Origin of the sequence: Leptotrichia sp. oral taxon 223 (assembly GCF_013394795.1) — a bacterium.
Classification (GTDB): Bacteria; Fusobacteriota; Fusobacteriia; order Fusobacteriales; family Leptotrichiaceae; genus Leptotrichia.
Genome location: NZ_JABXYU010000001.1, coordinates 1,795,351 through 1,812,092, shown reverse-complemented (window position 1 = coordinate 1,812,092; position 16,742 = coordinate 1,795,351). Strand labels below are relative to the sequence as shown.

Below are 16,742 nucleotides of genomic sequence, written 5' to 3'. Positions count from 1 at the left end.
CTCTTCTATTTTTTATTTTTATTTATTTTATTTAACATAAATCCAATTAATATTACCACAACAGCTCCTATAAAAACATTATAATAAACCGTGTAATCCCTTGGCTTTGAAACTTTCTTTCCATCTGCTTTTTCCAATTTTCCTACCAAAACTTCATCCCGTTCCTTTATTGAATCGACAAATTCTGCAATATCGTACTCAGGCTTATCTAAACTTTCATCTCCAAAGGTTATTTTATAATCTTCCCCTTCTGTAGCCCTAAACACAATTCTGTCTGGAACATAATTTCCTGTTACCCCTTTTATTTTGAGCGGTGAATTATCTCCATTCCTTATTTCAACGATTATTTCAGACAATTTTGGCACATTTTCTAAATTTATCATCAAATTTGACTTTTCTCCAACTTTAGAAATTATCCCTTCCGCATAAAAATCATCTCCGCTTCTCACAGCATAATTTCTCTGAAATTCATCTTCCACATCCAGAACAATATTTTTTAACGGCAAAAACTTGCTCTTGATTTTCAGAATTGTACTTTTCCCTTCCTGCTCAACTTTATAATCCAATTTTGTCCCTACAGTTTTAAGTTTTCCAGCCTCATTATTTGACAATTTCAAAATTGCTTCACTAAAGATATTTCCTTTATCTAAAGGCGTTACAACTTTATAAAATTCATATCTTTTTTCTGAAAATTCTATTGTCAAGTTTGACTTATCAGGTGTCTTATAAATTTCTCCCGAAGTTATCTGTTCCCAATCTGTACCGTTATTACTTCCAAACAAAATATATTCGGTGTAAAAATTTTTGGAAGAAATCAGCGCAAGCCTGTTTCCAATTATATCCTTTAACGAACTGTCGGAATTAAATTTCACAATAAATTCCATTTTATCCTTTTTCGTCAACACTTCATCTATTTTTGCCCTTGCCACAACTTTTTCGCTGTGCTTTTCCTGCTCTTTTCCAGTTTCGATAACATAAGGAACTTCTTTCCCATTCTTATCAATTATCCGTATATCTCCAAGATTATTTTTACTGTTCTCATAAATATCCTCTGTCAAAAAAAATTGCTTGTATGCCGACTTTCCTGTTATTTTTATAGTTTTAAAATACTGGCTGGAAAAAAGTTGAATAACTGTTATTAAAAATAAAAACAATATTATTTTATTTATTTTCTTCATCTTTCTCACCTTTTCCAAAATCCTTATCCCTCAAACTCTCTTTCACTTCCTGCTCCAATTTCTTCAAAGCTGTCTGATAAATATAGGAAGTTCCAATCAAAATAGCCCCCATACTAAAGTAAGCAATCAACTTATAGGAATTATCAAATCGTAAGAAATCCCATAAAAAACTTTTTGCCACAAAAAATATTCCTATTCCAAGCCCAATTCTTCTAACATTTCTATTTGGCACTTTAAACCCTTTCCAGACTAAATATCCACATAATAGCAGTCCAACTATATCCAAAGCTAGTCCAGCTCCTAAAAACAGCATATTTGACTGTTCGTATATTCGTAAAATAATATTTGCTACAAAAAGAAAATATATTGATTCTCCGAGTATCCACAATGGTTTTTTCTCATTTTTTTTGAAAAAGCATAAATGAATATCATTTTTTGAAACCATAAATAAATATATATTTACAAAAACTAGCAAAATTAGATATATCTGAAAGTTTATTGGCGGATATCTTGAATACAAATTTTCTTCTACCCATTCTCCGCTTCCAAAAATATATTTTACACAATTAAACATATTTATAAATAACAAATAAATTATTTCAATTATTACTAAAAATCTCAAGCTAAAACTGTCCTGCAATTTCTTTATTTTATACGTTACCGTTCTTAAAATAAAAAGTGAAAATAATACACCAAACAATACATCTTTACCATAATTTATCGTTTCAAATGAAGTAACAACATTAAAAACAACTTTATTTATAAAAAATATTGAATAAACAAAAATCAGATATTTAAATATTCCATTTAAAACCCGTACTTCTTTTTTGTAACTTTTCTGCTTAATCATAAAATAAAGTATAAATGAAAAAGATATTATCATCAAATCCTGAATATACACAAGCAAGTATTTTTCTTCCCGCACAATTAAATTACTTACCAGCGAAACTAGATAAATCGCAATTGTTCCATATCGCATTTCTTTGTTTTTATATTTTCTATAAAAGAAATATAATAGTGCAGTTTCAGCACCCCAGGCAACCACAACAAATTTTTCTGGCACAATTAACGGAATAATTAGGATAAAACTTCCTAATGCTACGATATAAAAGATTTTTGCAACTTTGTTGTCCTTGAGTCTGTCGCCAAAAAATCCATAAATTACTCCAACTGTTCCAACTAATACGGCTTTTAGCCAGCTTGGCGTTGTCTTGTCAAACAAGCTGTAAATCAATGAAAATTTTATGATTAGATTTAAACTTAGAAATATATAGTCGATTACGTTGCTTTGACGATTTTCTTTTTTGTGAGAATTTAGGAAAATGAAACTGTATGCCGTTGTAAAAATTACGATGTAGAAAAATGCCGTAATTTTGTCATGAATGCTGTAATTTAAATAATAAACTAGCCCCGTCATATTCACTACACCCGTAACAAATCCAAAAATCTTGCTGTATATCCAGTCCTTTTTCCAAGAAACTCCAAGCACAATTCCCTGCAAAATCAAAGAATATGCCAAAACGTAATAAATCTGGACATTGCTCTTATTCACCCAAATATATGCTCCGTAAGGCAAATATCCACCAATCAGCGACAATACTCCAATTATCTGGCTATCATATCGCAATGAAAGAATCACAACCAGCCCTGTCAGTATTACCGATATAAAAAGTCCCGCTGTCATTGGATAAAGTTTGAGATAAAGCGTAGAAAGAAGCGTAGTCAAATAAAGAATCCCAATTCCACCGCCAATCAGCCCAACTGCAAAATGCTTTTTATTTTTCTGATAAAATTTTTCTCCAGCAAAAAGAAAAAACATCCCAAGCAAATACGATGCCGAACTTTTTACATAATTATTTGTCAGAATTTTTGCAAACTGTGTCCGAAATACTAAAAAAACTCCCAAAAAGATTGATATTATCCCTAAAAAGTTAAAACCCTTCAAACCAATAAGTTTTTCAAATACAAATCTTTTTTTCTCTCTTTCAAAAAGAAATTCCCCTTCTTTCAAAGCCGTTTCTTCTTTTATCTTATTATGAAAAACCGAAGATTCCTCTTGGAGAAATACCTTATTTTCAAAAGTTTTCCTATTACTTTTCTCTAAAAAATCACCAATTTTCCCATTAATTTTTTTGAGTTCATCTCTTAATGAATCAGCTTCATCTGAAAATTCACAAGAAAGATTTCTTTCCAGCATTTTGACTTTTCTCTTCATTTCCTCTGCATAATTAGAAAGCCTTCTAGTCACTCCACTTTCCAATTCCACATTCATCTTCTCAGCCAAAATATTCTGAAACTTATCAATCTCACCATTTCTCCTAACCTTTTTAGCTTCCTTCAATTCCTCAATAAGCACTGCATTACTATTTTTAAGCCTTCCAATTTCTTCTTCCCTAACTTTCATCTTTTCATGAAATACCTTTAAATCCTTTGCCAGCCTTTCATTCTCTTCCAAAAGTTCCTTTTCCCTGCTTATTCCAGCCTCATTTTTTATATTTGTAATTATTGATTCTATCTCCGAATTTATTCTCCCAATTTCCTTATACTTATTCTCAAGATTCTCTAATTCTTTTAGTTTGTCAATCATTGTAAAACCACCTCAAAACTCGCAATATATTATACAATCTATGAAATGTATTTTTAATTTGCAAAATAATTTATAATTTTATACTATTCCCTATTTAAATAGTGAATATTTAATAAATTTTCAACTATTATAAGAATATTTTCTATTTTCTAATGAGATTCTGTATTAGATTATTTTGTTTAATAACAGTTTTTACTATTTTATTATTATATTTTTTATTTTCGTAGGATTACTCATTGCTGTAAATCCTTATCTTGCGTAAAAGTTCGTAACAAATTCTTATTTAAACGAAGTTTAATATAAATTGGATTTAGTATTAACTGTAATTTCTATCAAATTTAACTGCTACTTCTTTTCCAAAAAATGCTATCCCAATTTTCAATACATTCTCAACTCCAGAATTTTTTAATACAGAAGCATATTCTTTCTCTTCAATCTGCTGTAATGCAGTATCACACTCATTCTCCAATTTTTCAAAAATTTTATCTTCCCTCAAATTTTCCATTGCATTTACAACCTTCAATTCCAAAATAATCCCTTCTTTTCTTTTTTCCAGATTTTTAGGCTTCAAAATCAAATCATATCTGCCTTTCCCAGAAAAATTATTTGAAGTTATCTCATATTCATTTTTCAGAATCAAAATTATTCCAAGCATTAAGCCATGATAGAACTGCTCTTTATAAACTCCACTTACATCAAATATTCCAACATTTTCCAATAAAATTTTTCTTAATTCCTTCTTAAAAGTTTCAATATCTCCATTTTTCAAGGAATACACCATATTATAAAAGCTGTTATAATTCTCAAAATATACTTCTATAAACATTTTTGAAAACATTTTTAATATTTCTTCATTCGGAATTTTCAAATAAACTTGTTCCTCATCATCCTGAACTTCTTCTGCCAATGTCAAATAACCGCTGTGAAAAAACAAATTCCATATATTTTCTTCATAATTTGCTTCCAAGTCTGCAAAAGTCATATTCTCATCTATTCTTCTTAAAATAGATTTTTTATTCAAAAGTTTTGAAAAATCATCAAAAATCTCATTTTTCAGTTTTTTTAAATATAATTTTATCAATTCATTTCCACTCGTATTTACCCAGTACGGCTTTAATTTTTCATCATTCAGAAAATTAATAATCGACCACGGATTATAAACTTTTATATCTCCAAACAAATATCCATTGTACCAACGTTGGACATCTTTAAGTTCAAATTCTAAATCAAAATCCTTTAAAGCCTGCTTAACTTCACTTTCTGTAATCCCAAAATATTCTGTAAATCTATTGTCCAGAATTGTATGAACTCTTAGATTATTCAATCCAGAAAATATATTTTCCTTTGCAACTCTTAAAATCCCTGTCATAATTCCCATTTCCAGATAATTATTATCCTTTAGGACAACTCCATAAAATGTTTTAAAAAAGCTAATTGCTTCTTGATAATAGCCTTTCACGTATGAATCAATTATCGGCTGATCATACTCGTCTATTAGCACTACCACTTTTTGTCCATAATATTCATATAGATATTTTGTTAAATCCAGCAAGGATAATTTCCATGTTGCTTCAGTTGCTCTGTTAAATAAAATCGAATCATATTTTTCTTTTTTTCTCGCACTTAAATTTTCCTTTACAAATTCAAATTCATCATATAGATCTGAAATTGTATTTTTTATCATCTCAAACCCATTTTCCCAGTTACTTTCATCATAATTCCTAAATGAAATCGAAATAACTGGAGCGGTTCCCTGCTTTTCAAAATACTCATTTTCAGAAATTTTTAAATTCTCAAACAGCTTTTTATTTTTATCTTTATTTTCTATATCAAAAAAATATTTTATCATCGACATATTAAGTGTTTTTCCAAATCTTCTCGGACGTGTAAACAGCTTAACTTCGCCAGGTTCTCCTATAATGCTTTTTATCAATTCTGTTTTATCAAAATAATAGTAATTTCCGTCTATTATTTTTTTAAAATCTGATATTCCTATTGGCAGTTTTTTCTTCATTTAACATTCCTCCCTTTTTACTTGGTCAGTACCAAACTAGACTATTTATAAATAAACAGCAAAATTTCTCTAAGCAGTTTGCAAGCTAATGCCGTAGATTGCCCAGACTGATCGTATACAGGCGATAATTCATTCATGTCAAGCCCTACAATATTTAATTGTGAAATTTTTTCTATTGCCTCATGAAGTTCCACAAAAGTAACTCCTCCAGCTTCAGGTGTTCCAGTTCCAGGAAATTCCGATGGATCAAGTACATCTAGGTCCAATGTAAAATACACAGGTTTCCCCTTCAATCTTTCCACAGCTTCATCAAGTCCATCAAAATTAAATTTTGTTGTATGAAGATGTTCCTTTGCAAATTTCCATTCATCTCTTTCGCCACTTCTTATTCCAAACTGAAAAATTCTGTCATCTCCAACAATGTCCCAACATCTTCTAATTACAGAAGCATGTGAATAATACTGCCCTAAATACTCATCTCTCAAGTCTGTATGTGCATCAAACTGGATAATGTGCAAATCTGGATATTTCTCAGCAACCGCTCTTACAGCTCCCAATGTAACAGAATGCTCTCCACCAATCATAAACGGAATTTTCCCATCTTTCAAAATTTTCGCCGTTTCATCCTGAATATCCTGCAACGTACTTTCTGAATTTCCAAACGAAAGCTCCAAATCTCCTCCATCAAAAACCTTAATATCCTCCAAATCCTTATCTTGATAAGGGCTATAAGTTTCTATCCCAAAACTCTCATTTCTCATAACCGCCGAAGCAAATCTAGTCCCCGGCCTAAATGAAGTTGTACTGTCAAATGGAGCTCCAAAAATAGCAATTTTGCTCTCATTATATTCATTGTCGCACCCTATAAATGTATGTACATTTTTATTTTTCATATAAACTCTCCTTCTCGTTTTTTATTCTAATTATTTTATTAAATTTTTAACATAATTTGGCAATGCAAACGCCCCTTTATGCAATTCCGTATTATAATATCTCGTTTCTATCCCAAATTTATTCCATTCATCAGCCTTCAAATCTTTCACAGGATTATATTTTTTTGAAGCAAATCCGAACAACCAATGTCCTGATGGATATGTTGGTATATGTAACTGATAAACTGTTGCAAATGGGAAAACCGCCCTTAACTGTTTGTTTGCTCTTGCTGTTGCTTTAGCATCTGCCTCATAATATGGGCTTTCGTGCTGATTTACAAGAATTCCGTCTTCTTTTAATGCGTTAAAGCAATTTCCATAAAATTCCCTTGTGAATAAATCTTCTCCAGGCCCGAATGGATCTGTCGAATCCACAATTACAATATCATATTCATTTGTCTTGGAACGTACAAATTTCAATCCATCCTCATAATAAATATGAACCCTTTCGTCATCCAGTTTATTCGCTGTCCTAGGCAAATATTCACGGCAAAGATCAACAACCATCTTGTCAATTTCCACCATATCAATTCTCTCAATATGTCCATACTTTACAAGCTCACGGACAGTACCGCCATCTCCAGCACCAATCACCAATATTTTCTTAGCCTTCGGATTTACAGCCATAGGAACGTGAGTTATCATTTCATGGTAAATAAACTCATCCTTTTCTGTCAGCATCATAAATCCATCCAATGTCAAAAACCGCCCAAACTCTGGCGACTCAAAAATATCAATCCGCTGAAAATCACTTTTCGCACTAACCAATTGCTTATCAACCTTTATAGAAAATCGAACATTTTTTGTATGTTCTTCTGTGTACCATAATTCCATCTGCTACACTCCTTTCGATTTATATTACCTATTTTTTTATAAAAATCTTACAATAAAAAATATCTAGTATTTTATTTCAATGTTTTTTTCTTTGAAGTTTTTTTTATAAATTTCTCAAATTTTCTATTGTTTATAATTTTATTCTATTTTTTTACCTTAAATTATACATTTCTCAAATAATTTTCCTTAACCTTAACCCTATTTAACCATCCTGTCAAAAAATCATTCTGAGTAGCATCCCTTTTAGCAAGAGATTTATAGTATTCACGCTGCAAACTATGATAAACAGCCAAAAATTTAGCTGAATTAACTTCATTTAAGTATTTCAATGTCTGAGGCCCAATCGCCCCATCCACGCTCACAATATTTTTACCATAAACTTTATTCACAGCTTCCTGTGCTTTCTTAATTCCATATCTTCCAGCATTTACCGAAAAATCAAATATGCTGAGTGCCACTTTATCATTTTTCACTTTATCCAATTTTCTAGCCTTATAATATTTTTCCTCATAAATTTTCTGTGCCATTGCTTTTGTCAAATCTTTCATACTACCTTTGTATCCACATTCTCTGGCTCGTTCCTTAGTAATGCCATATTTAGTTTCTCCACCCTTATCATTCTTATCATTAGAGTAGCTTCCTTCAACTAGCAAAATATAATTAAAAAATTTCAAAAATCTACTATCAGCCATTTTTATTTCCTTCTTTCATTTATTTTATCTATTTTAAGTGGAATTCCGCAGACACTGTCTGCGCTTTTCATATTCAAAATTTTCACTCCAAAACAACATTTATCTTTTCAACATGCATATCTTCAGTTCCCGTAAGCAAACAACCCTTTTCTTTCGCATATTCAATATAACTTATAATTTCCTCTGTAATTCGCTCCCCTGGTGCTAATATCGGTATTCCTGGCGGATAAGCCATAACAAATTCCCCACTTATTTTACCAGCACTTTCCTTTATGGGAATCATTTCCTTTTCTGAGTAAAAGGCTTTTTGCGGTGGAAGCACAACATCAGGATTTATATATTCGTGATCAAACATTCCTGTTGAATCTTTTGAGTAAAGCCGTTTAATTTCTGCAAGCGAAGATATTAGTCTCTCTATTTCCAAGCCTCTGTCCCCCGCCGAAATTATAGCCAAGATATTTCCTAAATCTCCAAATTCAATCTGAATTTCATAATCATCCCGCAAAATATCATAAACTTCAATTCCCGCAAGCCCAATATCCTTTGTATACACAGATAATTTTGTCGTATCAAAGTCATAAACTGAATCCCCGTCAATCAGTTCCTTCCCATACGCATAATATCCACCTAATTTATTAATTTCATTTCTGGCATATTCCGCAAATTTAACCGTCTTTTCAAAAAGTTCTCTTCCATTTATTGCCAAATTTTTTCTTGCCACATCAAGTGAAGTCATAAGTAAATACGATGCACTCGTAGTTTGAGTCAAGTTTATAACTTGCCGTACATAATCAGCATTTATCCGATCTCCACTTAGTAAAATTGAACTTTGTGTAAGAGAACCACCTGTCTTATGCATACTGATTGCCGCCATATCTGCTCCAGCTTCCATCGCTGAAATTGGTAAATTTTCATCAAAATAAAAATGTGCCCCATGTGCCTCATCAACTAACACAAGCATATCATTCTCGTGTGCCAGTTTTACAATGGATTTCAAATCCGAACAAATTCCATAATAAGTGGGATTATTCACTAATATTGCTTTTGCATCAGGATTGCCCTGAATTGCCTTTTTTACATCATTAATTGACATCCCAAGTGATATTCCCAATTTTTTGTTAAGTCCAGGATTGATATAAACTGGAATTGCTCCACAAATTACCATCGCATTAATGGCACTTCTATGCACATTTCTTGGAATAATGATTTTATCCCCAGCCTTGCAAGTCGCCATAATCATAGCCTGCACAGCCCCAGTCGTCCCACTTACCATAAAATAAGCCTCTTTTGCCCCAAAAGCCTCCGCTGCTATATCCTGCGCCTCTTTAATAACCGAAGTCGGATGGCATAAATTATCAAGCGGCTTCATCGAATTAACATCCATCTGCATTGCATCCAGCCCAATAAAATCTCGAAATTCCTTATTTCCACGACCTCCCTTATGCCCTGGCACATCAAATCTCACAACCCTGTTGGAAAGATGATTTTTTAACGCATCAAAAAGAACAGTCTTATTCTGTTTATTTCTATTTATATTTTTCCCCATTTCTTCAACTCCTTCCATATTTTTTTATTTATTCATAATTTTAAATCCCCAAATTTTTTATTAAACATTTAGACAAGTTACATTTACATTTTGATTAGTAACTATTTTTTTATAATTTATATATTTTTTCTTTTTATTAAAGCAAAGGGGAACAATCGCCATCCCCTTTGCAATCCCCGCTCGTCTAAGCATTTTTTGAAAACAAAAATTAAACTCGCTTCGCTCAAACAGTAATTTTTATTTCCAAAAAATCACGACATTTCTGATTCAATTATAATAATTATTTTACTTATTATTTTCATGAATATAATAAAAAATTTTTTATAAATTTCCGAGATTTTAATTTTTCAGTAAAAGACAACATGTTTGAGCTTTTCTGTTATATTTAAATTAAATAACAACCTTATGAAATTAAAATAACTTTTGTTAAAAGCGAGTTTTGTCTTTTGCTGTAAAATTGAAATTCGAGAAGCGGGAGTGCAGAGGTATGGCGTTTGATACCTCTGCTTTAAAAAAATTAATATAAATAAAAATAAGAAAAAAAACTATTATTAATCAAAATACTTTAGAAACCAAAATATAAAAAATATTTTTTTTGATATTTAATTTAAGTGTAGAATGATTTTAATAGATATTCATTCCGCTATAAATTTCTATCATTTCCTTCCTAAGTCTGTCTGTAATTTCCAGCCTTTTTTTTGGTGCAATTTCATAGACATCCTGATTAAAAAGATAATTTTTCAGCTCAATTTCCTTTATAAGCATTTTTGTATGAAAAATATTTGACTGATATACATTTACATCAATAGCATCGTATATTTTCAGCTTTTCAGGATCAATATAGTCCTGAATTGAAGTTATGTTGTGATCTGTAAAAAATTTCTTTCCTGAAATATCTCTTGTAAATCCACGTATTCTGTAATCAATCGTAATTATATCCGAATCAAAGCTGTCTATCAGATAATTTAGTGTATTTAATGGTGAAATTTCCCCGCAAGTTGCAATGTCAATATCCACTCTGAAAGTCGAAATTGAATTATCTGGATGGTATTCTGGAAAAGTATGCACCGTTATATGGCTCTTATCCAAATGAGCGTGAACTGTATCAGTGTCCTGACTTGCACTTGTCTTTTTCATGCTGTGTTTATCCATCCCTATCTCTTTAAAAAATGGCTCTCCTCTATTACAAGATTTATCAATATTTTCTGGATTTATTCTTTCTTCTGCAATCAAAACATTTACAGAAGCTCCCTGCGGTTCATAATCCTGCTTTGAAATATTTAAAACTTGCGCCCCGATCATTTCTGCTACACGAATAAGTATTTTCGTAAGCCTTTCCGAATTATACTGCTCATCTATATACGCAATGTAGTCCTTCTGCTCCCTCTCTGTTTCCGCATAGCAAATATCATAAATATTGAAACTCAACGTTTTTGTCAAATTATTAAATCCATACAACTTAATTTTATTATTTTCCGACTCATTCATCTCTTCACTTCCTCTCCCGTTCCTTCACACTATACTTAAAACCCTTTTAAAAATTAAATAACCCTGTCATTTAGTTAGATTTTAAGGCATTATTACTTCAGTCTTAAAAATTTATTTATTTCTTCCATATTTTTTTCTATTTTTTTGACTTATTTTTTCGCCAAATTATAACATTTATACACAATTTTTACAATTAAAATTACAAAATGAATTTTCAAAAAAATTTAAATCCAAAAAAAAATCACAGCTAAATTAATAACTGCGATTAAATTAAAATATTTTAAACCATCCTATACTTCACTATCCTGTTCTCGCACCCCATTACATAAATCTCATCTTCAATCACACAAATTTTCACAATTCTTTCCTTCAATATTTTTTCCTGTTTTAAAATATTGAATTTCCCGTCTGTAATTACCAATTCTCCGTTTTCCAGACCAATAAAATATTTGCCTTCGAATTCTTCAATGTACGTTATTTTTTTGTTGGAAATTTTTATTGAATTGTAAAGCTCCTGATCTAGAATGTTCCATATTTCTATTTCTCCATCTTCTGTACCTGCGAAATATTGAAGCCCTACTATTTTTGAATAGGTATGATTATTTTCAGTTTTTACTTCAAATATTTTTTTTAATTTATTTTCAAAAATGCTTATGGTGTTTATATGTTTATAGTCTTCCCTGAACTTGATTATAACGTTTTCTCCGCTTGTGAAAATTTTATAATTTCCATTTTTCCTAGATCTTGTAAGCCTTGTGGAAATAAGTTCCTCTGTATCGACATCATAAGAAAAAAGGTAGTTTTTTTCAATATAGACAATCCTGCCGCTCGTTATAAAGTTCATTACTTTTATAGCATTGCTTATATCGAATACAAGTTCTACTATTCTCTTTTTATTTCCGTCACACTTGTATACTTTTCCATTCGGAGTAGAAACAAAAAATATGCTTGAAACAAATAACTGGTTTTTTTCCTTTATATATTTTATAATTTCACAGTTTTTTACTTTCCCGCCACTTTCCTTTTCAAATTTATTTTTGTTAAAATAAATCAGCTTTTCTCCAGTCGTTATAATCCGTTTGTTGACAGGTTCCACGCCAAAGTCGTTTATTCTCGTTTTATATACAATATCTTCTTCTAAAATTAATTCCATTTTTCCCCTTAATTAATATATAATATCTTCAGTCGGGCTGTATCCGCTGTCCTTCAATGTTTTCCGCATCTGTTCACTTGTTTTTGAGAAAATCTCATTATTATAATATGTTTTCCAGTCCCCGTCAATCTTATTTGTATCTAAAATATATTTAAACAGCATAAAAGTATCTTTTTTAGCCGCATCATAGACATAAAGCCTGAAAGTATAGTATCTTGGCTTCTTCTTTTCATCTTTTTTCGGAATATTTGTAGGAATCAATTTGGCAATATCATTTTCAAAATCAATTAATATTTTAAAAATATTTTCATAAGACAATTCCCTTCTTTCACGTATATTATAAACCAATCCTACTTCAAGATTGTCCAGTCCGAGATAATAAGTCATAAAATCACGTTCCACATCACAATAAACATTCCCTTTCAAACGTGAACGGCCTATCAGCTCAATTTCCTTAGTCACATATATATTCGGATCTTTTATCCAATTACAAGTTTTTGAAAATGAAATGCTTGACACCAATAAAATAAGTAGTATTATTAATTTTTTCACTTTTCCTCCTAATGTTTACAATTTTATATTATATTTAAACCTCTGGAAAATCAAGCTGGCAGCAAGCAACATTTTTTGAGTTTGATTTTAAAGAAGTTTGTTACATAAATATTTTATAAAAATATACTTATAAATTAATTTCAAAAAATATAGTTTTATGTTTTAAAATAATGTGTGAATGCTTTTAATATTATTTTTATAAGTTTTATTTTATCTTTTATTTTTATTAACGTATATCACTAATAAAAGTTTACCATATTTTTTTATTAATTTCAAGATATAACAAAAAATCAAGTTTTTACACAAAAAAGAAAATCAAATTAATGATTTTCCAGATTTATATATGTATAATATTTAAAATACTCATCAGAATAGGCACTACTAATATAAATAAAATTGTACTTGTTGTAACTACATTTGTAGAATATCCAATATCTCCATTAGTTTCATTAACCAAAATTGGTAATGCTGCAAACACTGGTGCCGCCGACTGTATCACAAACGTCTTTATTTCCAGGTCATTTAGCTGCACAAAATGTCCAGCAATTTTCAATAACACAATCATGACAATTGATGAAAATACAAATCTTCCAAGTAAAGCCAAGTTCGTATCCAAATCAAACCGGATACTGTGAAGTCCCGCATCTGCCAGCACTATTCCAATATAAAGCAATGCAAGAGGTGTTACAACGCTTCCAAGATATTTTGTAGTTTCCACAATCGGAGTTATTACTTTTATGCCTGACAAAAGTACAATAAAGGCTATTACAAAAGCAATAAGTGGAGGTGATAACAACTTTTTTAGATTAAACCCACTTTTCTCATCTTCATTACCTTCCAACGAATCACCTGCCAGAAGCATATACCCTAAAGTCCAGATTGACACAGTATTTGTAATGTAATACATTAAATAATATTTGGAAGCTGCTTCTCCAAAAAGTGCCATATTTAGCGGAAGTCCAATAAATATTGTATTTGCATTGACTACTGCATTATAAAAGACCCCACGTCGTCCTTCTCTCATCTTCACTAGCTTTATTACAAAAAAAGCTGCAACATATCCGATAATAACCGAAGCAAATGTAAAAATCAAACGGTTTGACACTTCCTTCAAAGCATCCATATTCAAATATTTCAAGACTGAATAGAATATTGAACAAGGCAAAGCCACATTTGTAATAAGTTTTGACACATTTTCACTAAATGTGTGATGAAACCAGTGCCTTTTTTTCAAAATATATCCAATCGCAATCATAACAATAATAGGGAAAATACTTCCCAGTGATTTCAAAAAAATCATTTCTAACATTCCTTTCTTTTACTATGCAATTCTTTAAGACAGACAAAGCAAGGACTTGTCAAAGTCCCTGCACTTTTATCAATATCAATACTATAACTTAAATAGCAAGTCAGTATAAGTCGGGAAACTCCAATATTCCTTATCAATAATTTTTTCCAAATTATCACAAGGAATTCTCAATGCCTCTAGTCCCGTTACTAATTTCTCTTTTGCCAAATCTGTCTGTTTTCCCAGATCTTTTTCATTTTTAACTCTGTTAATTCCCTTTTCAAGTGACTTTACTTCTTTTCTCAAAGTGATAATATTTGTCAGCACTTCCTTTAATATTTCTTCCTGTTCCTTTATAAAAGCCTTTCCATATTTTGAATTTTTTTCAATGTGATCAGCCAGTAAGTTTGCATATTTTAATCCAGATGGCAAAATACTTTTATTTGCAATGTTAATTAATGTTCTTGATTCAATATTTAACTGCGTTACGTATCTTTCTGCATAGGCATTGTATCTTGCGATGGATTCCTGTTCAGAAAGCATTCCAATTTCCTGAGTCAATTCCAGCACATCTTTATCTATCATCTTTCTAAGCGCCGTATTTGAAGCCACTTCGTTTGTAAGTCCTCGTTTTTTAGCCTCTTTTGCCCATTCGTCGCTGTATCCGTTTCCATTGAAAATTATTCTGTGATGTTTTTTATAGGCATTTGCAATGATTTCATTTGCTACTTTCGGCAATGATTTTTCAGTTGCTTTTTCCAATTTATCAGCATATTCAGATAACACTTTTCCTACCATGGCATTTAACACAGCGGCAGAAGTTGCAGGCGTGGAACTTGATCCCGGCATTCTAAATTCAAATTTATTCCCAGTAAATGCAAATGGTGAAGTTCTGTTCCTATCTCCCGCATCCATACTGAATGTCGGTAACACATCAACTGACAAATTTACTTTTGATGATTCTGACACAGGTGCGTCTTTTTTGTATGCAATATTATTAAAAATCGTTGTCAACTCATCACCTAAAAAGATTGAGATGATTGCTGGCGGCGCTTCATGCCCTCCAAGTCTGTGATCATTTGTTGCAGTTGCAGTTGCATATCTTAACATTGGGTAATATCTGTCAACGGCTTCGATTACTGATGCTACAAAAATTAAAAATTGCGTATTTGATTTCATGTCTTTTCCAGGACTGAAAAGATTTTTGCCGTCATCAGTTCCCAGTGACCAGTTATTATGTTTTCCTGAACCGTTTACCCCTGCGAATGGCTTTTCGTGAAGCAATGCTACCAAATCATGCCTTAATGCAGTTTTTTCAATAGTTTCCATTATTATCTGATTTTGATCTGAGGCCAAGTTTGCTACTGAAAATAGCGGCGCTACTTCAAACTGGTTCGGAGCAACTTCATTATGTCTTGTCTTTGATGGAATTCCTAATTTCCACAGCTCAACGTCGACATCACTCATAAAATTAATTACATTTTCCTTAATCTTTCCATAATAATGATCGCTTAATTCCTGTCCTTTCGGTGCAGGCGCTCCAAATAATGTTCTTCCTGTAAGCAGCAAATCGTTTCTTGCTTCAAACAGGTCCTTTTTCACCAGGAAATATTCCTGCTCCACTCCCAAAGTATTAAATACGTGATTAGCTGTAGTATTTCCCAGAGCCCGTAAAACTCTTAACGCTTGTTCACTTATGTATTTCATTGTTCTTAATAAAGGCACTTTTTTGTCCAACGCTTCGCCAGTAAATGAAATAAAGGCGGTAGGAATATATAACGTAACTCCATTTTTATTTTCTCTTATAAACGGATATGAGCTTGTATCCCAAATTGTGTAGCCTCTTGCCTCAAAGGTGCTACGCAGCCCTCCATTCGGAAATGAAGATGCATCAGATTCACCTTTTATCAAATTTTTTCCAGAAAACTTGTAAATAAGTTCCTCATTTTCAGTAGGTTCCAGAAATGATTCATGCTTTTCCGCTGTCAAGTCATTTAATGGCTGAAACCAGTGACAGTAGTGAGTTGCCCCTCTTTTAGTCGCCCAGTCCTTTATAGCATTTGCAATGACTTCAGCTGTTTCCTTCGACAATTCAGTCTTGCCCAGTTGTGACGCCTTAAACTCTTTAAAAACAGCCTTGGAAACTCTTTTTTTCAAATTACTGTCCCTAAAGACATTTTCTCCAAAGCTTTTCATAGCGTTTTCCATAAAATTTAACCTCTTTTCCGTATCAATTTCTTATGGAACAGTGTTTTTCCACTCTCCATTTTTTTAAATATATTTTATTATACAATGCGGGAAAATATAAGTCAAACAAAAATTTCCTCATTCTCTTTTTTTATTTTTATAAAAAAAATATATAATAATTCTAGTTTAAAATAAAAAGAGAAGGTTAGGCTATATCTAATTTTTACATATTTTTACTTCTATTTTAAGTGAACTGACTATACTCACAAAAAAGTATGTTATTCATATCAA

The 16,742-nt window shown here is 31.3% G+C and carries 12 protein-coding genes; all 12 read right to left on the bottom strand.

The window, feature by feature from the left end; all coding sequences use genetic code 11:
• Positions 1 to 5: 5 nt before the first annotated feature.
• The 12 genes from HW275_RS08730 to HW275_RS08675 all read right to left on the bottom strand — a co-directional run bounded on the left by HW275_RS08730 (position 6) and on the right by HW275_RS08675 (position 16,472).
• The gene (locus tag HW275_RS08730; protein WP_178936155.1) at positions 6 to 1,178 is read right to left on the bottom strand and encodes a hypothetical protein; all 1,173 of its coding nucleotides are present in this window, start codon (positions 1,176 to 1,178) and stop codon (positions 6 to 8) included.
• Entirely contained in the window at positions 1,162 to 3,765 is a 2,604-nt protein-coding gene (locus HW275_RS08725; protein WP_178936154.1) for a DUF2339 domain-containing protein, read from the bottom strand. The genes HW275_RS08730 and HW275_RS08725 overlap by 17 nt, the downstream gene beginning before the upstream one ends.
• 316 nt (positions 3,766 to 4,081) lie before the next feature.
• A complete protein-coding gene (locus tag HW275_RS08720) occupies positions 4,082 to 5,779 on the bottom strand; it encodes an AAA family ATPase (RefSeq protein WP_178936153.1) in 1,698 nt (565 codons plus the stop codon).
• Between the two features lie 41 nt (positions 5,780 to 5,820).
• Complete coding sequence (gene speB, locus HW275_RS08715; protein WP_178936152.1) at positions 5,821 to 6,672, bottom strand: agmatinase; 852 nt, start codon at positions 6,670 to 6,672, stop codon at positions 5,821 to 5,823.
• 30 nt (positions 6,673 to 6,702) lie between these two features.
• Positions 6,703 to 7,545 carry a polyamine aminopropyltransferase gene (gene speE, locus HW275_RS08710; protein WP_178936151.1) on the bottom strand — a complete coding sequence of 281 codons (843 nt, stop codon included), beginning with the start codon at positions 7,543 to 7,545 and terminating at the stop codon, positions 6,703 to 6,705.
• 161 nt (positions 7,546 to 7,706) lie between these two features.
• Positions 7,707 to 8,237, bottom strand: a complete 531-nt coding sequence (locus tag HW275_RS08705; protein WP_178936150.1) for a glycoside hydrolase family 108 protein — start codon at positions 8,235 to 8,237, stop codon at positions 7,707 to 7,709.
• 82 nt (positions 8,238 to 8,319) lie between these two features.
• The gene (locus tag HW275_RS08700; RefSeq protein WP_178936149.1) at positions 8,320 to 9,783 is read right to left on the bottom strand and encodes an aminotransferase class I/II-fold pyridoxal phosphate-dependent enzyme; all 1,464 of its coding nucleotides are present in this window, start codon (positions 9,781 to 9,783) and stop codon (positions 8,320 to 8,322) included.
• Between the two features lie 624 nt (positions 9,784 to 10,407).
• On the bottom strand, positions 10,408 to 11,271 hold the full coding sequence (speD, locus tag HW275_RS08695) for an adenosylmethionine decarboxylase (RefSeq protein WP_178936148.1): 864 nt from the start codon (positions 11,269 to 11,271) through the stop codon (positions 10,408 to 10,410).
• Positions 11,272 to 11,551: 280 nt separating this feature from the next.
• The gene (locus HW275_RS08690) at positions 11,552 to 12,424 is read right to left on the bottom strand and encodes a hypothetical protein (protein ID WP_178936147.1); all 873 of its coding nucleotides are present in this window, start codon (positions 12,422 to 12,424) and stop codon (positions 11,552 to 11,554) included.
• 12 nt (positions 12,425 to 12,436) lie between these two features.
• Positions 12,437 to 12,976 carry a hypothetical protein gene (locus HW275_RS08685; protein WP_178936146.1) on the bottom strand — a complete coding sequence of 180 codons (540 nt, stop codon included), beginning with the start codon at positions 12,974 to 12,976 and terminating at the stop codon, positions 12,437 to 12,439.
• A 337-nt stretch (positions 12,977 to 13,313) separates the two neighbouring features.
• Positions 13,314 to 14,276, bottom strand: a complete 963-nt coding sequence (locus HW275_RS08680; RefSeq protein WP_178936145.1) for an AEC family transporter — start codon at positions 14,274 to 14,276, stop codon at positions 13,314 to 13,316.
• Positions 14,277 to 14,366: 90 nt separating this feature from the next.
• Positions 14,367 to 16,472: a glutamine synthetase III gene (locus HW275_RS08675; protein ID WP_178936144.1), complete on the bottom strand. Its 2,106-nt coding sequence runs from the start codon at positions 16,470 to 16,472 to the stop codon at positions 14,367 to 14,369.
• Positions 16,473 to 16,742: the final 270 nt, after the last annotated feature.

Bases quoted from the DNA above. Each gene is read 5' to 3' on its own strand.
- HW275_RS08730 (WP_178936155.1), bottom strand. From the start codon at position 1,178: ATGAAGAAAATAAATAAAATAATATTGTTTTTATTTTTAATAACAGTT.
- HW275_RS08705 (WP_178936150.1), bottom strand. From the start codon at position 8,237: ATGGCTGATAGTAGATTTTTGAAATTTTTTAATTATATTTTGCTAGTT.
- HW275_RS08680 (WP_178936145.1), bottom strand. From the start codon at position 14,276: ATGATTTTTTTGAAATCACTGGGAAGTATTTTCCCTATTATTGTTATG.
- speE (WP_178936151.1), bottom strand. From the start codon at position 7,545: ATGGAATTATGGTACACAGAAGAACATACAAAAAATGTTCGATTTTCT.
- HW275_RS08690 (WP_178936147.1), bottom strand. From the start codon at position 12,424: ATGGAATTAATTTTAGAAGAAGATATTGTATATAAAACGAGAATAAAC.
- speB (WP_178936152.1), bottom strand. From the start codon at position 6,672: ATGAAAAATAAAAATGTACATACATTTATAGGGTGCGACAATGAATAT.
- HW275_RS08700 (WP_178936149.1), bottom strand. From the start codon at position 9,783: ATGGGGAAAAATATAAATAGAAATAAACAGAATAAGACTGTTCTTTTT.
- HW275_RS08725 (WP_178936154.1), bottom strand. From the start codon at position 3,765: ATGATTGACAAACTAAAAGAATTAGAGAATCTTGAGAATAAGTATAAG.
- speD (WP_178936148.1), bottom strand. From the start codon at position 11,271: ATGAATGAGTCGGAAAATAATAAAATTAAGTTGTATGGATTTAATAAT.
- HW275_RS08720 (WP_178936153.1), bottom strand. From the start codon at position 5,779: ATGAAGAAAAAACTGCCAATAGGAATATCAGATTTTAAAAAAATAATA.
- HW275_RS08675 (WP_178936144.1), bottom strand. From the start codon at position 16,472: ATGGAAAACGCTATGAAAAGCTTTGGAGAAAATGTCTTTAGGGACAGT.